The organism is Glutamicibacter sp. AGC84 (assembly GCF_053543575.1).
Genome location: NZ_JBLVOC010000026.1, coordinates 172,289 through 188,609 on the forward strand (window position 1 = coordinate 172,289; position 16,321 = coordinate 188,609).

General features: G+C 61.3%; 14 protein-coding genes. 4 read left to right on the plus strand and 10 right to left on the minus strand.

Annotated features, from left to right (window positions below; genetic code table 11):
• Positions 1-24 precede the first annotated feature (24 nt).
• The 5 genes from chvE to ACNPN0_RS15430 all read right to left on the minus strand — a co-directional run bounded on the left by chvE (position 25) and on the right by ACNPN0_RS15430 (position 6,477).
• A complete protein-coding gene (gene chvE / locus ACNPN0_RS15410; protein ID WP_448938152.1) occupies positions 25-1,194 on the minus strand; it encodes a multiple monosaccharide ABC transporter substrate-binding protein in 1,170 nt (389 codons plus the stop codon).
• A gap of 175 nt (positions 1,195-1,369) precedes the next feature.
• Positions 1,370-2,881 carry an L-arabinose isomerase gene (gene araA / locus ACNPN0_RS15415; RefSeq protein ID WP_448938151.1) on the minus strand — a complete coding sequence of 504 codons (1,512 nt, stop codon included), beginning with the start codon at positions 2,879-2,881 and terminating at the stop codon, positions 1,370-1,372.
• A 7-nt stretch (positions 2,882-2,888) separates the two neighbouring features.
• Positions 2,889-3,605 (minus strand): L-ribulose-5-phosphate 4-epimerase, encoded by a 717-nt coding sequence (locus ACNPN0_RS15420; protein ID WP_448938150.1) that lies wholly within the window; start codon positions 3,603-3,605, stop codon positions 2,889-2,891.
• A 35-nt stretch (positions 3,606-3,640) separates the two neighbouring features.
• A complete protein-coding gene (locus tag ACNPN0_RS15425; protein ID WP_448938149.1) occupies positions 3,641-5,254 on the minus strand; it encodes a xylulokinase in 1,614 nt (537 codons plus the stop codon).
• Between the two features lie 161 nt (positions 5,255-5,415).
• Entirely contained in the window at positions 5,416-6,477 is a 1,062-nt protein-coding gene (locus ACNPN0_RS15430; RefSeq protein ID WP_105656529.1) for a LacI family DNA-binding transcriptional regulator, read from the minus strand.
• Positions 6,478-6,784: 307 nt separating this feature from the next.
• Here ACNPN0_RS15430 and ACNPN0_RS15435 point away from each other — a divergent pair, with 307 nt between their 5' ends.
• Positions 6,785-7,669 carry a sugar phosphate isomerase/epimerase family protein gene (locus ACNPN0_RS15435; protein ID WP_388024756.1) on the plus strand — a complete coding sequence of 295 codons (885 nt, stop codon included), beginning with the start codon at positions 6,785-6,787 and terminating at the stop codon, positions 7,667-7,669.
• Between the two features lie 28 nt (positions 7,670-7,697).
• On the plus strand, positions 7,698-8,699 hold the full coding sequence (locus tag ACNPN0_RS15440; RefSeq protein WP_388024755.1) for a Gfo/Idh/MocA family protein: 1,002 nt from the start codon (positions 7,698-7,700) through the stop codon (positions 8,697-8,699).
• A 69-nt stretch (positions 8,700-8,768) separates the two neighbouring features.
• Here the strand turns inward: ACNPN0_RS15440 and ACNPN0_RS15445 are convergent, their stop codons facing one another.
• From ACNPN0_RS15445 to ACNPN0_RS15465, 5 genes are all read right to left on the minus strand, one after another.
• On the minus strand, positions 8,769-9,662 hold the full coding sequence (locus tag ACNPN0_RS15445) for an ATP-binding cassette domain-containing protein (protein ID WP_105656532.1): 894 nt from the start codon (positions 9,660-9,662) through the stop codon (positions 8,769-8,771).
• A gap of 19 nt (positions 9,663-9,681) precedes the next feature.
• Positions 9,682-10,746 carry an ABC transporter permease gene (locus ACNPN0_RS15450; protein ID WP_105656533.1) on the minus strand — a complete coding sequence of 355 codons (1,065 nt, stop codon included), beginning with the start codon at positions 10,744-10,746 and terminating at the stop codon, positions 9,682-9,684.
• Between the two features lie 75 nt (positions 10,747-10,821).
• The gene (locus ACNPN0_RS15455) at positions 10,822-11,817 is read right to left on the minus strand and encodes a substrate-binding domain-containing protein (protein ID WP_448938148.1); all 996 of its coding nucleotides are present in this window, start codon (positions 11,815-11,817) and stop codon (positions 10,822-10,824) included.
• A gap of 209 nt (positions 11,818-12,026) precedes the next feature.
• Positions 12,027-13,040, minus strand: a complete 1,014-nt coding sequence (locus ACNPN0_RS15460; protein WP_448938147.1) for a LacI family DNA-binding transcriptional regulator — start codon at positions 13,038-13,040, stop codon at positions 12,027-12,029.
• 5 nt (positions 13,041-13,045) lie between these two features.
• Positions 13,046-14,254 carry a Gfo/Idh/MocA family protein gene (locus tag ACNPN0_RS15465; protein ID WP_448938146.1) on the minus strand — a complete coding sequence of 403 codons (1,209 nt, stop codon included), beginning with the start codon at positions 14,252-14,254 and terminating at the stop codon, positions 13,046-13,048.
• Between the two features lie 360 nt (positions 14,255-14,614).
• Between ACNPN0_RS15465 and ACNPN0_RS15470 the strand changes: the two genes are divergently transcribed.
• Positions 14,615-15,355, plus strand: a complete 741-nt coding sequence (locus ACNPN0_RS15470) for a GntR family transcriptional regulator (RefSeq protein WP_332486354.1) — start codon at positions 14,615-14,617, stop codon at positions 15,353-15,355.
• Positions 15,356-15,388: 33 nt separating this feature from the next.
• Positions 15,389-16,291 carry a 5-deoxy-glucuronate isomerase gene (gene iolB / locus ACNPN0_RS15475; protein WP_105656538.1) on the plus strand — a complete coding sequence of 301 codons (903 nt, stop codon included), beginning with the start codon at positions 15,389-15,391 and terminating at the stop codon, positions 16,289-16,291.
• Positions 16,292-16,321 lie beyond the last annotated feature (30 nt).

A 16,321-nucleotide genomic window follows, 5' to 3' on the forward strand; every position in this document is an offset into this window, starting at 1 on the left:
CCCACCGGATTGCGGCCTGGGAGACTACTTGGTCTGGCCGGCCTTGACTTCCTCGGCCGTGTAGTAGTCGGAGTCGACCAGCAGGGAGGTGATGTTGTCCTTGACGACGATGTCCGAATCCAGCAGGTAGGAAGGAACAACCTTCTTGCCGTTGTCGTAGGTTTCGGTGTCGTTGGCTTCCGGCTCGCCGCCGCCTGCGTAGGACTTCACAGCCTCGACAGCCTGGGTAGCCAGCTTGCGGGTGTCCTTGAAGATGGTTGCGTACTGCACGCCATCGTCGATCAGCTTCACCGAAGCGATTTCTGCATCCTGGCCCGAGATGATCGGCAGGCCGGCCTCGATGGTCTTGCCGTAGCCGGCGTTGGACAGTGCGGTGATGATGCCGCGGGAGATGCCGTCGAATGGCGAGAGGATGCCGTCGATCTTGGTCTTGCCGCCCTGGTAGTGGGCGGTGATCAGGTCTTCCATGCGCGACTGGGCTTCTTCCTGGCTCCAGCGCAGGGTAGCTGCCTGCTCGATCTTGGTCTGCCCGGACTTGACCGTCAGGGTGCCGTCATCCAGGTAGGGCTTGAGGGTATCCATGGCGCCCTTCCAGAAGAAGTGCGCGTTGTTGTCGTCGATCGAACCGGCGAAGAGCTCGACGTTGAACTTGCCCTCCTTGCTGGTGCGCTTGCCTTCCTCATCGGCCAGGCCCATGCCGGTCAGCAGCGAGGTCGCCTGCTGGACGCCGACGTTGTAGTTGTCGAAGGTGACGTAGAAGTCGACGTTCTCGGTGCCGTTGATCAAGCGGTCGTAGGAGATGATCGGGATGTTCTGGTCCGCTGCGGCCTGCAGCTGGGTGGACAGCGCGGTGCCGTCGATGGAGGCGACTACCAGGATGTCGCTGCCCTTGGTGATCATCTGGTCGATCTGCTGCTGCTGGGTGGGGATGTCGTCATTCGCGAACTGCAGGTCGACTTCGAAGCCAGCGGCTTCCAGCTGGGACTTGACGGCTTCGCCGTCGGCAATCCAGCGCTCGGAAGTCTCGGTTGGCATTGCCACGCCCACCTGGATGTCTTCAGGTGCAGTCGACTCGCCTTCACCGGCTCCTGCTCCGCCGCCAGCGCCACCGCCGCTGCACGCTGCCAATGCGCCGACCAGTGCCAGCGATCCCATGGTCGCCGCGGCCTTGCGGGTCCAATTATTCCATGCCATCTTTTCCTCCTTGAAAGGTTGCCATATCTGCGAGTGAGACTGGACTCACACTATGTTAGCGCTAACACAGTGATTTCAGCCACCCTCGATGTAAATAAATTAAGATTCCTTACTCATTGGTAATGCACGCCCCTCCACGGGGCGCGCATTACCTGGGCAAGGGTTGTTCGAACCGCTAGAAACCCTGCGCCAAGCGGTAGTAGCTCTGGTTCACGCGAATCTGCTGCGCGAAGTTCCGGCGGGTGGTTTCCTCATCGATAACCAGCAGCTCGGTGCCTGCGATCTCGGCGAAGATCTCGAAAGCCTCGATGCCCGCGGCCGTGGACATCACCGTGTGGTGCGCACCGCCGGCAGCCAGCCAGGACTCGGCAGAAACATTGAAGTCCGGCCGCGGGCTCCACACCGCGCGCGCCACCGGCAGGTTCGGCAGATCCGCCGGCGGGGTGACTACATCCACCACATTGGCAGTCAGGCGGAAGCGCTCGCGCATATCGGCCATGGACACGACCACCGCACCTTCGGCAACGTCCGCGTTGAAGACCATGCGCACCGGATCCTCGCGGCCGCCGATGCCCAGCGGGTGGATTTCAACCCGAGGCTTGGAGGTGGTCAGCGACGGGCAGACCTCGAGCATGTGGGCGCCGAGGATCAGCTCCTTGCCGGGAGTCAGGTCGTAGGTGTAGTCCTCCATCAGCGAGGCGCCGCCCGGCAGGCCCTCGCCCATGACCTTGGCGGCACGCACCAGTACCGCGGTCTTCCAGTCGCCTTCGGCGCCGAAGCCGTAGCCCTTGCCCATCAGGCGCTGCACAGCCAGGCCCGGCAGCTGCTTGAGCCCGCCCAGGTCCTCGAAGTTGGTCGTGAACGCCATGGCGCCGGCCTTGGCCAGGAAGGCTTCCAGCGCGATTTCCTGGGATGCGGCATAGCGCAGCGACTCGTGGCGGGCACCGCCGGCGCGCAGTTCGGGCACGACGTCGTATTCGCGCTCGTACTCGGCGACCAGCGCGTCGATGTCGGCCTCGGCCACGGCCTGGACCGCTTCGACCAGGTCGTTGACGGCCCAGGTGTTCACCGAGACGCCGAAGCGGATCTCCGCCTCGGTCTTGTCCCCCTCGGTCACCGCGACGTTGCGCATGTTGTCGCCGAAGCGGACCAGGTTCAGGTTCTGCACGGCGTTGAAGCCGGCAGCGCCGCGGATCCAGGTGCCCACGCGGCGGGATACGGCCGGGTTGGAGACATGGCCGACCACGGTGGTGCGGGCCGCGCCCAGTCGGGTGGCCAGGTAGGCGTACTCGCGGTCGCCGTGGGCGGCCTGGTTCAGGTTCATGAAGTCGAAGTCGATCGAATCCCAGGGCAGTTCGACATTGGCCTGGGTGTGAAGGTGCAGCAGCGGCTTCTGCAGGGCCTTCAGGCCGTTGATCCACATCTTGGCCGGGCTGAAGGTGTGCATCCAGGTGATGACGCCCAGCACCTTGTCATCCGAGTTTGCTTCCAGCATTGCGCGGCGGATCGATTCGGAGTCCTTCAGGACCGGCTTCCACACGATCCTTGCCGGAACGTCGGCGGACGCATCCAGCGCCTGCGCGACCTCGGTTGACTGCTGCGCCACCTGGCGCAGCGTCTCTTCGCCGTACAGGTCCTGGCTGCCGGTGAAGAACCAGATTTCTTGGGTGTTATATGCCTTGGCCATGATGTCCTTACTGTCCGTAGACGTTCTGGTAGCGCTCGTAGAGCGAGTCGATATGCTTCTGGTCGATCGCGACCGGGTTGCCTAGCTGGCGCGAGATGTGCACGGTTCGCGCCACTTCCTCGCACATCACCGCGGCTTTGACTGCGGCCTTGGCGTCCTTTCCGATCGTGAAAGGACCGTGGTTGCGCATCAGCACGGCCGGGCTGCGGGACTCGCTCAGCGTGGACACGATGCCGCGGCCAATCGAATCATCGCCAATGATGGCGAAGGGGCCTACCGGGATCGGGCCGCCGAATTCGTCGGCCATCATGGTCAGCACGCAGGGAATTTCCTCGCCGCGCGCCGCCCATGCGGTGGCGTAGGTGGAGTGGGTATGTACCACGCCGCCCACCTGCGGCATGTGCTCGTAGGTGTAGGCATGGGCCGCGGTGTCCGAGGACGGGGCGCGGGTGCCATCGAGCAGCTTGCCGTCCAAGGTGCAGACCACCATGGACTGCGCGGTCAGCTCGTCGTAGGCGACGCCCGATGGCTTGATCACGAACAGGTCCGCGGAGCCGTCGGCGATTTCCGGGTGGCGCACGCGCTGCGACACGTTGCCGGCAGTCCAGACCACCAGCTCATAGCGCGGCAATTCGGCGTGCAGGTCGGCAACCATCTGGCGGACCATGGCCACCTCGTCCTGCATTGACTGCGGGTAATCCGCCAGGGTTCGTGGTTGATTCATCGGTTTCTCTTTTCGTCCGAGACTGTGTGCGATGCCTAGATGGCGGTGATGGCGGTGCGCTGAATAGCCAAGCCGGCTTCATAGGTTTCCAAGTAGGCCTCGAAGCCGGCACGGTCATCGGCCTGCGGCTCCGCGAGGCTCAAAGCGGCACCGGCGAAGACTTCGGAATCCAGGAATTCAGGCAGGGACTGCTGCAGGCCATCGAGGACTCGGCGCCGGTAGGCTGCCAGGACGGCGATCCCCCATGCTCCTCCGTGTCCGGCGCTGTCCCCGACAAGGACGGGAGTGTTGATCGCAGCGGCCAGCAGCCGTTGGGCCACCCCGGCGGTGCGGAAGATGCCGCCATGGGCAAACATCTGCTTGACCTCGACGCCTTCGGCGGCCAGCACGCGTAGTCCAAGGCTCAGCGTGGCGAACATGGCGTACACCTGAACACGCACGAAGTTGGGCAGGTTCAGCGTGGAATCCGGGGTGCGCAGGATGGCCGGCCGGCCTTCGGCAAGACCCGCTACCGGTTCGCCGGAAAGATTGTTGTAGGCCAGGAGCCCCGCACCGTCGGCAGCACCCTGAAGGGCCGAACGCAGCAGGGTTTCGAAGACCGCGTTGTCGTCGGCGTCGCTGCCCAGCGCCCGGGCGAACTGCCCGAAGACCTGGGCCCAGGCGGCAAATTCGCTGGCGCCGTTATTGCAGTGGACCATGGCTACCGGATGCCCATCGGGCGTGGTGACCACGTCGATTTCGTGGTGCACTTCCTTGAGCGGCGCGTCGAGGACCACCATCGCGAAAATGGAGGTTCCGGCGGAGATGTTGCCGGTGCGCTGGGCTACCGAATTGGTGGCCACCATGCCGGTTCCGGCGTCTCCTTCCGGTGGGCACAGCGGGCTGCCAGGCTGGAGCTGGCCGGTGGGGTCCAGGAGCAAGGCCCCGGCTTCGCTAAGCGTGCCAGCATCTGCACCGGCGGGCAGTGCCGCGGGCAGCATTGAGGAAAGCCCTGCGGTCGCGCCATGCCGGGCAGCCACCGCGTCAAAGGCGGAAAGCATCCGTGCATCGTAGCTGCCGGTGGCTGAATCGATGGGGAACATTCCCGCGGCATCGCCCACGCCAAGCACAAAATTTCCGGTGAGAAGCTCATGCACGAATCCGGCCAGCGTGTTCAGGCGGGAAACTTTCGACACGTGCTCTTCGCCGTTGAGCAGCGCTTGGAAGTAGTGCGCTACGGACCAGCGCTGCGGGATATTGAAGTCCAGTTCCTCGCTGAGCATCGCCGCCGCTTTTGCCGTGGAGGTGTTGCGCCAGGTGCGGAAGGGAACCAGCAGTTCCCGGTCGGCGTCGAAGGCGAGGTAGCCATGCATCATCGCGGAGATTCCAACGGCTCCTAGCTGCGTTGGGCGTACTCCGTGGCGCTCTTGGGCATCTTCCAGCACCTGGGCCATAGAGTCCTGCAGGCCGGCGACGATGGCTTCGCGGGAGTAGGTCCAATTCCTGTTTTCGTACTGGTTCTCCCAGGCGTGGCTGCCGCTGGCAAGCTGCTGGTGGCCGGGGCCGATCAGGCTGGCTTTGATATTCGTTGAACCGAACTCGATGCCCAGCACGGCTTCGCCGTTGCTGATGATCTCGCGGGCGGTTGGCCCGTTGAGCTGTGTTGCCATGAAATCTCCGTTCGCACAGCTCGGTGAGCAGCGCCATAGCCATCGTTTCCTGCTCCACTCGCGAAAAATGCGCTGGCAGAACAAAACCTCGATCCAATGTTAGCGCTAACAATTTGTGATCCGCAATACCGGATCCCGGACTCGGGGAATGAAGCGCTTGCCTAGCGGGCGTTGGGCGGTGCGGTACTCGCCCGGATTACCAGCGTTGGCGCAATCACTTTCGGGACCCTGTCAGCCGTGGCGCCTTCCAGCAATTCCATCAGCGCAGCATGGCCGACATCGCGGAAAGGCTGGCGAACCGTGGTCAGCGAAGGGATCAGGAAATTGGAGATTTGCAGGTCGTCGAAACCGATAACCGAAACGTCATTGGGCACTTCCAGCCCGGCTTCCCAGAAAGCACGCAGAACACCGGTGGCAAGGTAATCATTCGCTGCGAATACTGCCGTAACTTCGCCGGCGCGTATCGGGTCAACCAGACGCTGGCCTGCCTCATAGCCGCTCTGGGCCTGCCAGGATTCAGCTGGCACCTCAACAATCGGGGCCTTGGCTTCCAGCATTTTTTCCCGCCAGCCGATCTGCCGTTCGGTGGCGTCGAACCAGCCGGTCGGCCCGGACACGTGGACGATCTTGCGGTGCCCCAGGGCCAGAAGATGACCAGTGGCCAAGCGCGCGCCTTCACGCTGGTCGATGTACACGTAATGCGCCGGATCCGCGTCGGGAACCTCCGTGCGAGCGGCCACGACCACCACTGGAATCGTCAGGGCAGCATCATCCAGGGCATCGATCACCTTTTCGAAGGGCGCAACCATCACCACGCCATCAACGCCCTGGTCCACCAGGTGGCTGAGGGCTTCGCTCGCGCTGTGCGCGTCATAGCGATCCAGTGCGGTAACGGTCACGAAATATCCCTGCGCACGGGCAGCGGCCTCGATGGCCAGCACGGTGGATTGCGGTCCGAAGAATTCGCTGCCGATGGTCAGAATGCCGATAGTGCTCGAGTGCGATGTGGCCAGTGCCCGCGCGGCTCGGTTGCGGCGATAACCCAGCTGCCGGATGGCATCCAGCACCTGGTCGCGGGTTCCCGCCCTGACGTTTGGATGGTCGTTGAGCACGCGGGAAACCGTCTGATGAGACACCCCAGCCAAGGCCGCCACATCCGCCATCGACGGGGGCCGGTTTCCTGGGCGCCCTTCACCGGGCTGAGCAATGTTCACAACGGTCATTATTGCAAACACCTTCGAAACAGCCACTGTCGCGGGCGAATATCCAGTCAATCAGCGAGCCGGATTACTGCATTCCCTTGAAGGTATATAACGCACTTTCGCCTTGAACCATTGAAAAACCGGTGATGAACAGACGTATCCTGCACTCGCAGACCAGCCTAGCGGCGGCTCGGAAAAAACTCATGGAGAATTTGCCCGAGCGTATTACTTTCCGGGGAGCAGTGGGCATATGATCTTGGAAGCACCTTTGTACTGACAACTGTACATTTCGTTTCCACGCATGCATTCCACACGCCAAGGAGGACCAATGGCAAAACTGTCCATGAATGTCACAACAAGTTTCTACGGGAATGTTGCCACCGACATTGCAACGGCACGGTCGGCCGGATTCGGCGGCATCGAGCTGCAAAGCCCGAAACTCTATCGCTATCTTGATGCCGGCTTTTCTGTGCACACGCTTCCAGAAATGCTCACGGGCCTTGAAGTGACAGGAATCGGCGCAGTCCTTGACCTTGAACGCCAAGGCACCGCACGGGATGACATGCTCCGGGAAGTCAGGCGGATGGCCGAAATCGCCACAGTGGTCGGCGCACCGATCCTGCAAATGTGCACCGGGCCAGTGGACTGGAATGTGGTCAAGGATTTCAAGTCCGGAAAACTCGCAGCATCTGATGATCGCTACCGCGGGACACTCGGCCTCTCGGAACCGGAAGCCATGGCCATTGCCGCCGATAATGTATCTGCTGCCGCCGGGATCGCCGCAGAGCACGGGCTGGAGATCTACTTGGAACCGCTGGCTTGGTCCAATATCAATCGGTGTCGGCAAGCCCTGGAAATTATTGAGCGCTGCGGCCGCGAGAACGTTGGCATCGCCTTGGACACCTGGCATTTCTGGACCGTCGGGGACACCTTGGAAGAAGTGGCCGCGTTGCCCAAGGAACTGATCAAGGCGGCCCATATTTCCGACGGGTTGGATCTGGATCGGCGCCATGAGGTTCCGGCCCAGGACGTGCACCGCAATGTCGTCATCGGCGGTGGCGCCATCCCATTGCAGCAGTGGGTGGACGCGATCAAGTCCACCGGCTATGACGGCTGGTGGGTTTCCGAGATGTTCTCTGACCGCGCCAATGAGCACGACTTCCACAAGGTTGCCAGCACCATGCGCAATCTTCTGGACATCATGATCTCCTGACTTCAACCAACTTCACGAGGTGCCTTCAATGCAAAGATTCGCCCTGATCGGCGCCGGCTTCATCGGCTCGGTGCATGCACACAACTTGGCCGCACACCCGGAGATCGACTTTAAACTGGTCTACGACATTGACCCTCAGCGAGCTGCTGCTCTGGCCTCGCGACATGGCGCCAAGGCAGCAGCAACGCTCGACCAGATTTTCGGCAATGACGGCCTGGACGCAGTGTTCATCGCGTCATCAACGGATTCCCACGCCCAGAACCTCCGCCTTGCAGCCGATGCGCGCCTGGCGGCTCTCGTCGAAAAGCCAATCGACCTCGACTTGGAAACGGCAAAGGCGACGGTAGCCTACGTTGAACGTTCAGGAATCAAGGCCATGGTCAATTTCAACCGGCGCTTCGATCGCGCTCACGCAGAGCTCAAGGAGCTCGTGCACTCCGGGCGAATCGGCGATCTGGCTTTGCTCCAGTTGACTTCGCGTGGCCCGGGATTGCCACCACTGGCTTACCTGAAAAATTCTGGCGGCCAGTTCCGCGATCAAGCCGTGCACTTCTATGATTTGGCACGCTGGATATCAGGCCAGGATCCCCTGCAGGTGCACGCCTTCGGCTCGGCCCTGTCCGCCCCGGAGATTGCGGAATTTGGCGATGTGGACACTTCGATCAGTTCGCTGCAGTTCCCTAGTGGCGCGATGGCCCAAATAGATTGTGTGCGCCATACGAATTACGGCTATGACGAACGCATCGAAGCGCTGGGGTCTGAAGCCATGGCCGCATCTGAACGGCAACCCTCGGGGCACGTCAGCCTGTTCCAGGGGCAGCACGCGCAATCCCACGGGCTGCACGGCAACTGGTTCGACAGGGTTCAGCCAACCTATGCCGCCAGCTTGGGAGCCTTCGTTCAGGCACTGGACGAAGACCGGGAAGTACCTGTCACGTTGCGTGAGGGGCTCAAATCCCAGGCCATCGCCCAGGCCGCGGTGCGTTCCATCGCTACTGGCCATAGTGAAATGATTGACTACTCGCTCTAAGCACTGGGACAGCTAAGGCCTGGGCTTCTTCACCATCGCGAAGAAGCCCAGGCCTTAGCTGCGGTTGGGTCAGGCTGTTGCTTGAGAGTTCGCGCCCGCCTCTGCCTCTGCCAGCTCTTCATCATGTCCACCAAGCTGTTCAAGCTCATGAGCCAGTTCAGCGAGTTCAGCGCCACCGGCCATCTGGGCGGTCAGCTCTTCGACGGTGATTTCCGACTTCGAGTAGTACCCGATGGAGCGGCCGCGTTTCAGCAACAGGAACGAGTCCCCTACCGGATACGCGTGATGCGGGTTGTGCGTAATGAAGATGACACCCAACCCGCGGTCGCGCGCCTGGAGGATGTAGCGCAGCACCACGCCGGACTGCTTGACGCCCAAGGCGGCGGTGGGCTCATCGAGGATCAGGACCTTGGCTCCGAAATATACCGCGCGAGCGATGGCTACGCACTGGCGTTCACCGCCGGACAGCTGGCCGATCGGCTGCTCGACGTCACGCAGATCAATGCCCATGTCGGAGAGCTCCTGCTTGGTGATGTCCTTCATTTTCTGCACATCAAGCTTCTTGAACGGCCCAACCCCGGTGGTCAGTTCCGAGCCGAGGAAGAAGTTGCGCCAGATCGGCATCAAAGGAACGACCGCCAGGTCCTGGTACACCGCGGCGATGCCGGCATCCAGTGCGACGCGGGGACTCTTGAGCTTGATGGCCGAGCCATGCAAACTGAACTCTCCTTCATCGTGCTGGTGCAAGCCGGCGATGATCTTGATCAGCGTGGACTTGCCGGCGCCGTTATCCCCGAGAACGCAGGTGACCTTGCCCGGATCCACCACCATGTCGACACCGCGCAGGGCGATGATGCTTCCGTAGTGCTTGCCAACTCCCTTGAGGGTCAGCAGGTTGTCGCTGATCTTGGGCTCGAGCTTCTCGAGCAGGTCTTCGGTCTTCTTATTCTTGCGAGTCTTCATGATTTTTGTCCTTGGCTTCCTACTTGCTGGATTCCGCACGCTTTTTCACCACGATGTTGACCACCGTAGCCAAGAGCAGCATCAGGCCAAGGAAGAACTTGAACCAGTCCGGATTCCATTCCGCGTACACGATGCCCTTGTTCGCCATGCCGAAAATGAACGCCCCTATAGCGCCGCCAATGGCTGAACCGTAACCGCCGGTGAGCAGGCAGCCGCCGATGACCGCGGCAATGATGTAGAGGAATTCATTGCCGATGCCTTCGCCGGACTGCACCGAGTCAAAGGCGAAGAGGTTGTGCATGCCCAGCACCCAGCCGCAGAATCCAACGGCCATGAAGAGTCCGATCTTGGTGCGGACCACTGGAACGCCGACGGCGCGAGCGGCCTTCTCATCCCCGCCTACGGCGAAGATCCAGTTCCCGATCTTGGTTCGGAGCAAGATCCAGGAAGCGATGATCACCATGGCGATCCAGATGAACACGGTGATCTTGACGTCGATCCCGGCGATATTGACTGAAGAGGCAAAGACCGCCTTTGCGCTCTGGAATCCTTCAATATCCGCAATAGATGGAGAGGACACCGAGCCGCCAATGGCTCGCGTCAGGCCCAGATTCAGGCCGGTGAGCATCAAGAAACTGGCCAGCGTCACGATGAAGGATGGCAGCTTGGTCTTGATCAGGATGATTCCGTTGATGAAACCGATCAGCAGCGAGACGACCAGGGCCAAGGCAATGCCGACCCAGACGTTGAGACCGAAGTACCAGGAGATCATCGATGCACTGAGCGCCGAAGAAATGACGGCCACACCGGTGGATAGGTCGAACTCGCCACCGATCATCAGCAGTGACACGCCAACGGCCATGATGCCGATGGTCGAAGCCCCATAGAGGACGGTGGCCAAGGATGCGGGAGCCAGGAAGACCGGAGCGACGACGGCGAAGAATACGAAGAGGGCGATGGCGCCCACGAGAGCACCGATCTCCGGACGGCCCAGAAGGATAGACAATGCGCTTTTCTTGCCGACGCGCTCGTCCAGAGCCGGAGATTTTCTCTTTTGAGAGGGTGAAGCTGTTATAGATGACATGGGATTTCCTCCGTGTCCAGGCTGCGCGCCGGATCGCCGCTACCGGCAGATCAGGCGCGCGCCGAGGGGATGTGGCTAGCGGACGCCTTCTTGGGCGAAACTGGTAATTTGCTCAGCGACGGCTTTGTCTACAACAGCCGGGCCGGTCAACGTCGCCTGTCCACCGCCGATGGTGAAGCCGCCACGGTTGTTCTGCCACAGCGCATCAACTGCCATGTAGCCCTGCAACCAAGGCTGCTGGTCAACGGTGAACATCACATTGCCCTTGGTGATTTCTTCAACCAACTGCGAGTTCATGTCGAAGGAAGCTACCTCGACCTCGGACTTCGCCGTGGCTTTAGCCTTGAGCAGTGTCATCGTGATGGGTGCGCCCAGGCCGATGATCGCGTCGGCTTGCTTATCGGCTTGGAGCTTTGCGGTTGCCGTTGATTCAACCTGGGTCATGTCAGTGCCCTGCACGTAGAGTATTTCGGTGTCTGGGACGATTTTCTTCACGCCGGCGCAACGTGCTTCAAGCCCAACGTGCCCCTGTTCCTGGATGACGCATATCGGCTTCTTGATTCCCGCCTCCTTCAGCTTTTCGCCAGCGGCCTGGCCTGCAAGCTGCTCATTGGAACCGAAGTGGGCAAATGCTCCGAGATCCTTGAATCGGGCTTCACCGGCATTCAAGCTGACAATGGGGATCCCGGCATCGGCAGCCTTGCCTAGCGCTCCAGCCATGGCGTCGGGCTTGGCCAGGGTCACGGCGATGCCGTCGACGCCCTGGTCAATAGCCTGCTCGATCAGCTGGGACTGGCGTCCGCCATCAGGATCACTCAGGTACTGGAGTTCTACGTTGTCCTTGGCCGAAGCTTCTTCAGCGCCCTTTCTAAGAATGTCCCAGAAGGTATCTCCTGGAGCCGCGTGGGTGATGACCGCGATTTTGATGCGGTCAGTAGCCGCCACCGCACCGCCACCGGCATGGCTTTCCGGTTCCGGTGCACGCCCGCCAGTGGACGAGCAAGCCGCCAGCCCCAATGCTGGAATGATGGCGAGCGTGATTGCGAGTTTGCGCCAAATTGGCTTTCCCATATTCGTTTCCCCTTCAGGAATCCCCGGCGCACCCCGATTGTCCCCTGGGGCGGGCCGCCTTAACAAGATGTTCCGTGACTTGAATCACAAGATGCCTAAAGTGTGCGTGACGAAAAGCGATCCGTCAAGACTTTGTTAAGACATAAGGATGTGAAGACGAGTAATTTGCCGACCTTGACAAGCACGGCGAAACGCCGCTTTCACAGGGTTCAACGGTGCAGCTGCGACGAGGAGCGCACGATAAGCCGCGGTGGAATCATCAACTGACGTGCAAATTTTCCTTCCGGATTCCGCATCAATTGGAGCAGCAGCCGCACGCTGCTGCGACCGAGATCTTCCGAATCCGAGCCGATGCTGGTCAGCGAAATTCTTCCCAGCGACGATAGGGAAATATTGTCGTAGCCAGTCACCGCCGCAGACACGCCAGCCTCATCCAGAGCCTGCAGCGCCCCAATGGCGGAAAGATCATTGAAACAAGCCAGCGATTCAGGCCGTGCCCCCGAGGCCAGCAACCGCGCTACGGCTTCATGCCCGGCCCGAATCGTTGGCCCGGCTTCCACCACCTGTACGTGCTGGCGCAAGCCATGGCGCAGCATCGCCCGATGATAGGCGGCTTCGCGCATCGCAGAAACCGGACCAGCGCCACCGGCTATATGGGTAATCCGCGCATTTCCGCAATCGACCAAGTGGTCAATCACCATGCCGAAGCCCTGCTCATCATCAACCGAAACCGCGCCAGTGCCTGATTGGGCCTGGCGCCCGCCGCCAACAAATACCGCGGGAGTCTCACCCAAGGCGGCTTCGAAGCTGACTGCGTCATCGGCTGATCCGACGACGAGAATTCCGCTGACCCGCAAATCGCGCAAGGTCTGCAATTCCGCGGGCCCAACACCCTGCCCGTCATGAATCGCGGCCGCACTGAACAGCACGTCAAGCCCTGCTGCTTGCAACTGTTCGCGAACCACTTCCGCGACGGTCAGAACCCAGGGATTATGCAGTTCCCCCAGGACAACGCCAATGGCATGCCGGTTCTCGGCCGAAAGCGAGCGCGCTGCCAGGTTGGGCTGATAGCCCAACTCGCGGATGGAGTCCTCGACCAGCGAACGCCGCATCGAACTGACCTTGCTAGGATCCGAGAGCACCAGGGAGACCAAGGATTTTGAGACCCCGGCATGCTTGGCGACATCCCGGATCGTGGGGCGGCGGCGCGACGAGTCAGGCATGGCGGTCAGTATTGCACACTCGCAGCGCGCACCGGCTCATCCAGCGCCTGCCACGTGCCGCTTGCGGCAGATGCTTCGGCCGCTTCGACCACTGCGGCTGCGGCCACCGCATCGGCGATGGTGGAGTTCGTTTTCTCGCCACCGGCGACAGCCAGCAGGAACTTCTTGGCCTCGATGGTCTTGAGGTCGTCAAAGCCCATCGCGTTCCCTGGGCCTGGCTGGAACCGGGAGTATTCGCCATGCTTTGGCGAGCCGATCACCGTCGTGAACCCCTGCTCTTCGTTGTCTCGACCGAGCACGACTTCCAGTTCATTCATGCGTTCAAAATCCCACTTGAGCGAACCTTCCGTGCCGTAGATTTCCAGTCGGTAACCGCACTGCGGTCCCACAGCCACCCGGGATGCCTCAATAGTTCCGATCGCGCGGTCCGCCGCGCCTTCTGGGCTGAAACGCACCAACGCTGCGGCGTAATCCTCATTCTCGACTTCACCTTGCTCACCGCCTTCGATCAGGTCGAAGTGCGTGCCCTGGCCCATGGATAGTTTCGGCCGGGACGGGATCATGACATTGGTGGATGCGGAAATGCCCTGGATGGGGCCGACAACATGGCTGCATAGATCAGCTGCATGGCTGAACAGGTCAGCGAGCACCCCGCTGCCGGCCAGCTCCCGGTTGAAGCGCCACGATAAAGCGGCTCGGGGGTCTGCCGCATATCCGGCAAGGAAGCTGGCGCGGACATTCGTGATGGATCCCAGCCGGCCTTCTTGCACCAGCTGGCGGGCGCGTGCGATAGCTGGCGCATGCCGGTAGTTGAACCCGACCGAGGTGACCACGCCATTGCGGATGGCGGCTTGCTCGATAGCCTGCGTTTCGGCCAGGCTTCGACCGGCGGGCTTTTCGATCCAGAAGTGCTTGCCGGCCTCTGCTGCGGCGATCGCCATGTCGGCGTGCAGGAAGTTCGGAGCGCAAATCGAGACGACATCCACCTCGGGATCGGCTAGCACCTGGTGGTAGTCCAGTGTTCCGCGCTCGAAGCCCAGTGTTGAGATCGCGAAGTCGACTCGCGACTGCTCGGTGTCCGCGGCTATGACCAGTCTTGGCTTGATGCCCAGCTCTGGATAAGCATAGGGCACCGAACTGTAGGCGCGAGCGTGCAGCTTGCCCATCCATCCCACCGAGATCAGCCCCACGCCGATGCTGCGCTGTTCATTCATGATTTTCTCCTGCCTGCGGCGTTTAACGCCGTGATTCCCTGTGGCCGCCGCGGCTCGCCTCAAGTCTTGGACCGTTCCAAAAAACCATATGTGCCACTCGAATCCTCGGGCAATGGAATCTGCCGAATTTTTTATCAGGACAATTGGACAATCAAACCTGTTGTCCAATCCCCCTTGTCGGACCTCATGTCTGACTCGAACCCCGCGGTTGGCAACGCCGCTGGGGATCACCAACTAGCGTGGAGAATGCTTTGGAATGAATGGATTTCCAGCCAAAGGATGCCCAAATCATGAACTTTCATATATAGTTTGTCCTGTCAAAGCGACATATCATGACAAAGTCGCCGGCAAGGAGCAACTGTGAGCACACCACTGAGCATCAAGATCGACCGATCTTCGCCCATTCCCCTCTACCACCAGGTAGCGCAAGGCATCGAAGGCGCGATCCGCGACGGTTCGCTGGCCTCGGGCACTCGACTGGAAAATGAAATCGAGCTGGCCCAGCGGCTGCGGCTTTCGCGGCCCACCATTCGCAAGGCCATGGATGACCTAGTCCAGTCCGGCCTGCTGGTGCGCAAGCGCGGTGTGGGAACGCAGGTTGTTTCCAGCCAGATCCGCCGGCATCTTGAGCTGTCCAGCCTGAATGACGACCTTGAGCGCGCCGGGAAGAAGCCTTCTACCACCCTGCTCAGCTTCGAGCACATTCCCGCTCCGCCGGAGATCCAGGATCTTCTTTCGCTGCCCAAGGACGTCTCTGTCTACCACTTCACCCGGCTGCGTTCTGCCGGAGGCAGCCCGCTGGCCCTCATGGAGAACTGGGTTCGCGACGACATTGTCGAGCTGGACGAAAAGTCCTTGCAGGCCCATGGCCTCTACGAGCTCCTGCGCGAAGCAGGGGTGAACTTCCGCCTGGCCCAGCAGCGCATCGGGGCCACGACCGCAGATGAAGCCCAGGCCAAGACCTTGGACGCAGCGGCCGGTTCGGCCCTGGTGACCATGCAGCGCACCGCGGTGGATGACACTGGGCGCAACGTGGAAACCGGCTCCCATGTTTATCGAGCAGACGCCTACAGTTTTGAAATGACCTTGGTGCAACGCTAGGCACCTGTCCCCCGCCGTCGAAAGGATCGACTGATGACCGATTGGATTTACCCTGCAGGTTCGGCCGCTAACGGAGAATGGAGCATCTCGCTCGGTGCCCATGACTCAGCCGTTTCCATAGACGGCTGGGCACACACCGGACTCAAGGTAGCTGAGCTGGCCCCTGGCCAAACAGTTGAACTGGAGGCCTGCAGCGAAGAACGGATCGTGGTCCCGCTCAGCGGCGAATCATTCACTGTCGCCATGGCAGGAACCGAACATGTTCTCAAGGGTCGCGAATCAGTCTTTGCTGGACCTGCTGATGTCCTCTACACCGGCATCAACACGGCGCTGTCCATCAGCTCCGCCAAAGGGGGCCGGGTCGCCGTCGCGCTGGCCCCGGCCAAGCAGTCCTACCCGACCCGGCTGATCAGGGCAGAAGAGACCCCTGTGGAGCTGCGCGGCGCAGGAAACTGCTCCCGCCAGGTCCACAACTTCGGCACCCCGGCCGCCTTGGAAGCGGACCGATTCATCGTCTGCGAAGTCATCACTCCGGCGGGCAACTGGTCTTCCTACCCTCCGCATAAGCATGATCAGGAGAAGGAAGGCGAAACCAGCCTCGAGGAAATCTACTACTTCGAGACGCAGCTAGCCCAGGGCATGCCCGCCGAGGCGGCAAGCGATCCCATCGGCTACGCGCGCGTTTATGCTTCGGATGAACGCCCCATCGATGTAAATGCCGAGGTCCGCACCGGGGACGTTGTCCTGGTCCCCTACGGCTGGCATGGTCCGGCCATGGCCGGGCCGGGATACGACCTCTACTACCTGAACGTCATGGCCGGCCCGGGGCGGGTGCGCGATTGGCTGATCAGCGATGATCCCCACCACGGCTGGATCCGCCAGACTTGGGATTCGCAGAGCATGGATTCGCGCTTGCCTTTCGGCGCTGGCGCGTAGCTTCTCGGAACGCACGCCAAGTGGCGGGGG

Excerpts from the sequence above, each read along its gene's own strand:
- ACNPN0_RS15430 (WP_105656529.1), bottom strand. The coding sequence starts at position 6,477 with ATGACCGTTGTGAACATTGCTCAGCCCGGTGAAGGGCGCCCAGGAAAC.
- chvE (WP_448938152.1), bottom strand. The coding sequence starts at position 1,194 with ATGGCATGGAATAATTGGACCCGCAAGGCCGCGGCGACCATGGGATCG.
- ACNPN0_RS15460 (WP_448938147.1), bottom strand. The coding sequence starts at position 13,040 with ATGCCTGACTCGTCGCGCCGCCGCCCCACGATCCGGGATGTCGCCAAG.
- ACNPN0_RS15445 (WP_105656532.1), bottom strand. The coding sequence starts at position 9,662 with ATGAAGACTCGCAAGAATAAGAAGACCGAAGACCTGCTCGAGAAGCTC.
- ACNPN0_RS15435 (WP_388024756.1), top strand. The coding sequence starts at position 6,785 with ATGGCAAAACTGTCCATGAATGTCACAACAAGTTTCTACGGGAATGTT.
- ACNPN0_RS15465 (WP_448938146.1), bottom strand. The coding sequence starts at position 14,254 with ATGAATGAACAGCGCAGCATCGGCGTGGGGCTGATCTCGGTGGGATGG.
- ACNPN0_RS15440 (WP_388024755.1), top strand. The coding sequence starts at position 7,698 with ATGCAAAGATTCGCCCTGATCGGCGCCGGCTTCATCGGCTCGGTGCAT.
- ACNPN0_RS15455 (WP_448938148.1), bottom strand. The coding sequence starts at position 11,817 with ATGGGAAAGCCAATTTGGCGCAAACTCGCAATCACGCTCGCCATCATT.
- araA (WP_448938151.1), bottom strand. The coding sequence starts at position 2,881 with ATGGCCAAGGCATATAACACCCAAGAAATCTGGTTCTTCACCGGCAGC.
- ACNPN0_RS15450 (WP_105656533.1), bottom strand. The coding sequence starts at position 10,746 with ATGTCATCTATAACAGCTTCACCCTCTCAAAAGAGAAAATCTCCGGCT.
- ACNPN0_RS15425 (WP_448938149.1), bottom strand. The coding sequence starts at position 5,254 with ATGGCAACACAGCTCAACGGGCCAACCGCCCGCGAGATCATCAGCAAC.
- ACNPN0_RS15420 (WP_448938150.1), bottom strand. The coding sequence starts at position 3,605 with ATGAATCAACCACGAACCCTGGCGGATTACCCGCAGTCAATGCAGGAC.
- iolB (WP_105656538.1), top strand. The coding sequence starts at position 15,389 with ATGACCGATTGGATTTACCCTGCAGGTTCGGCCGCTAACGGAGAATGG.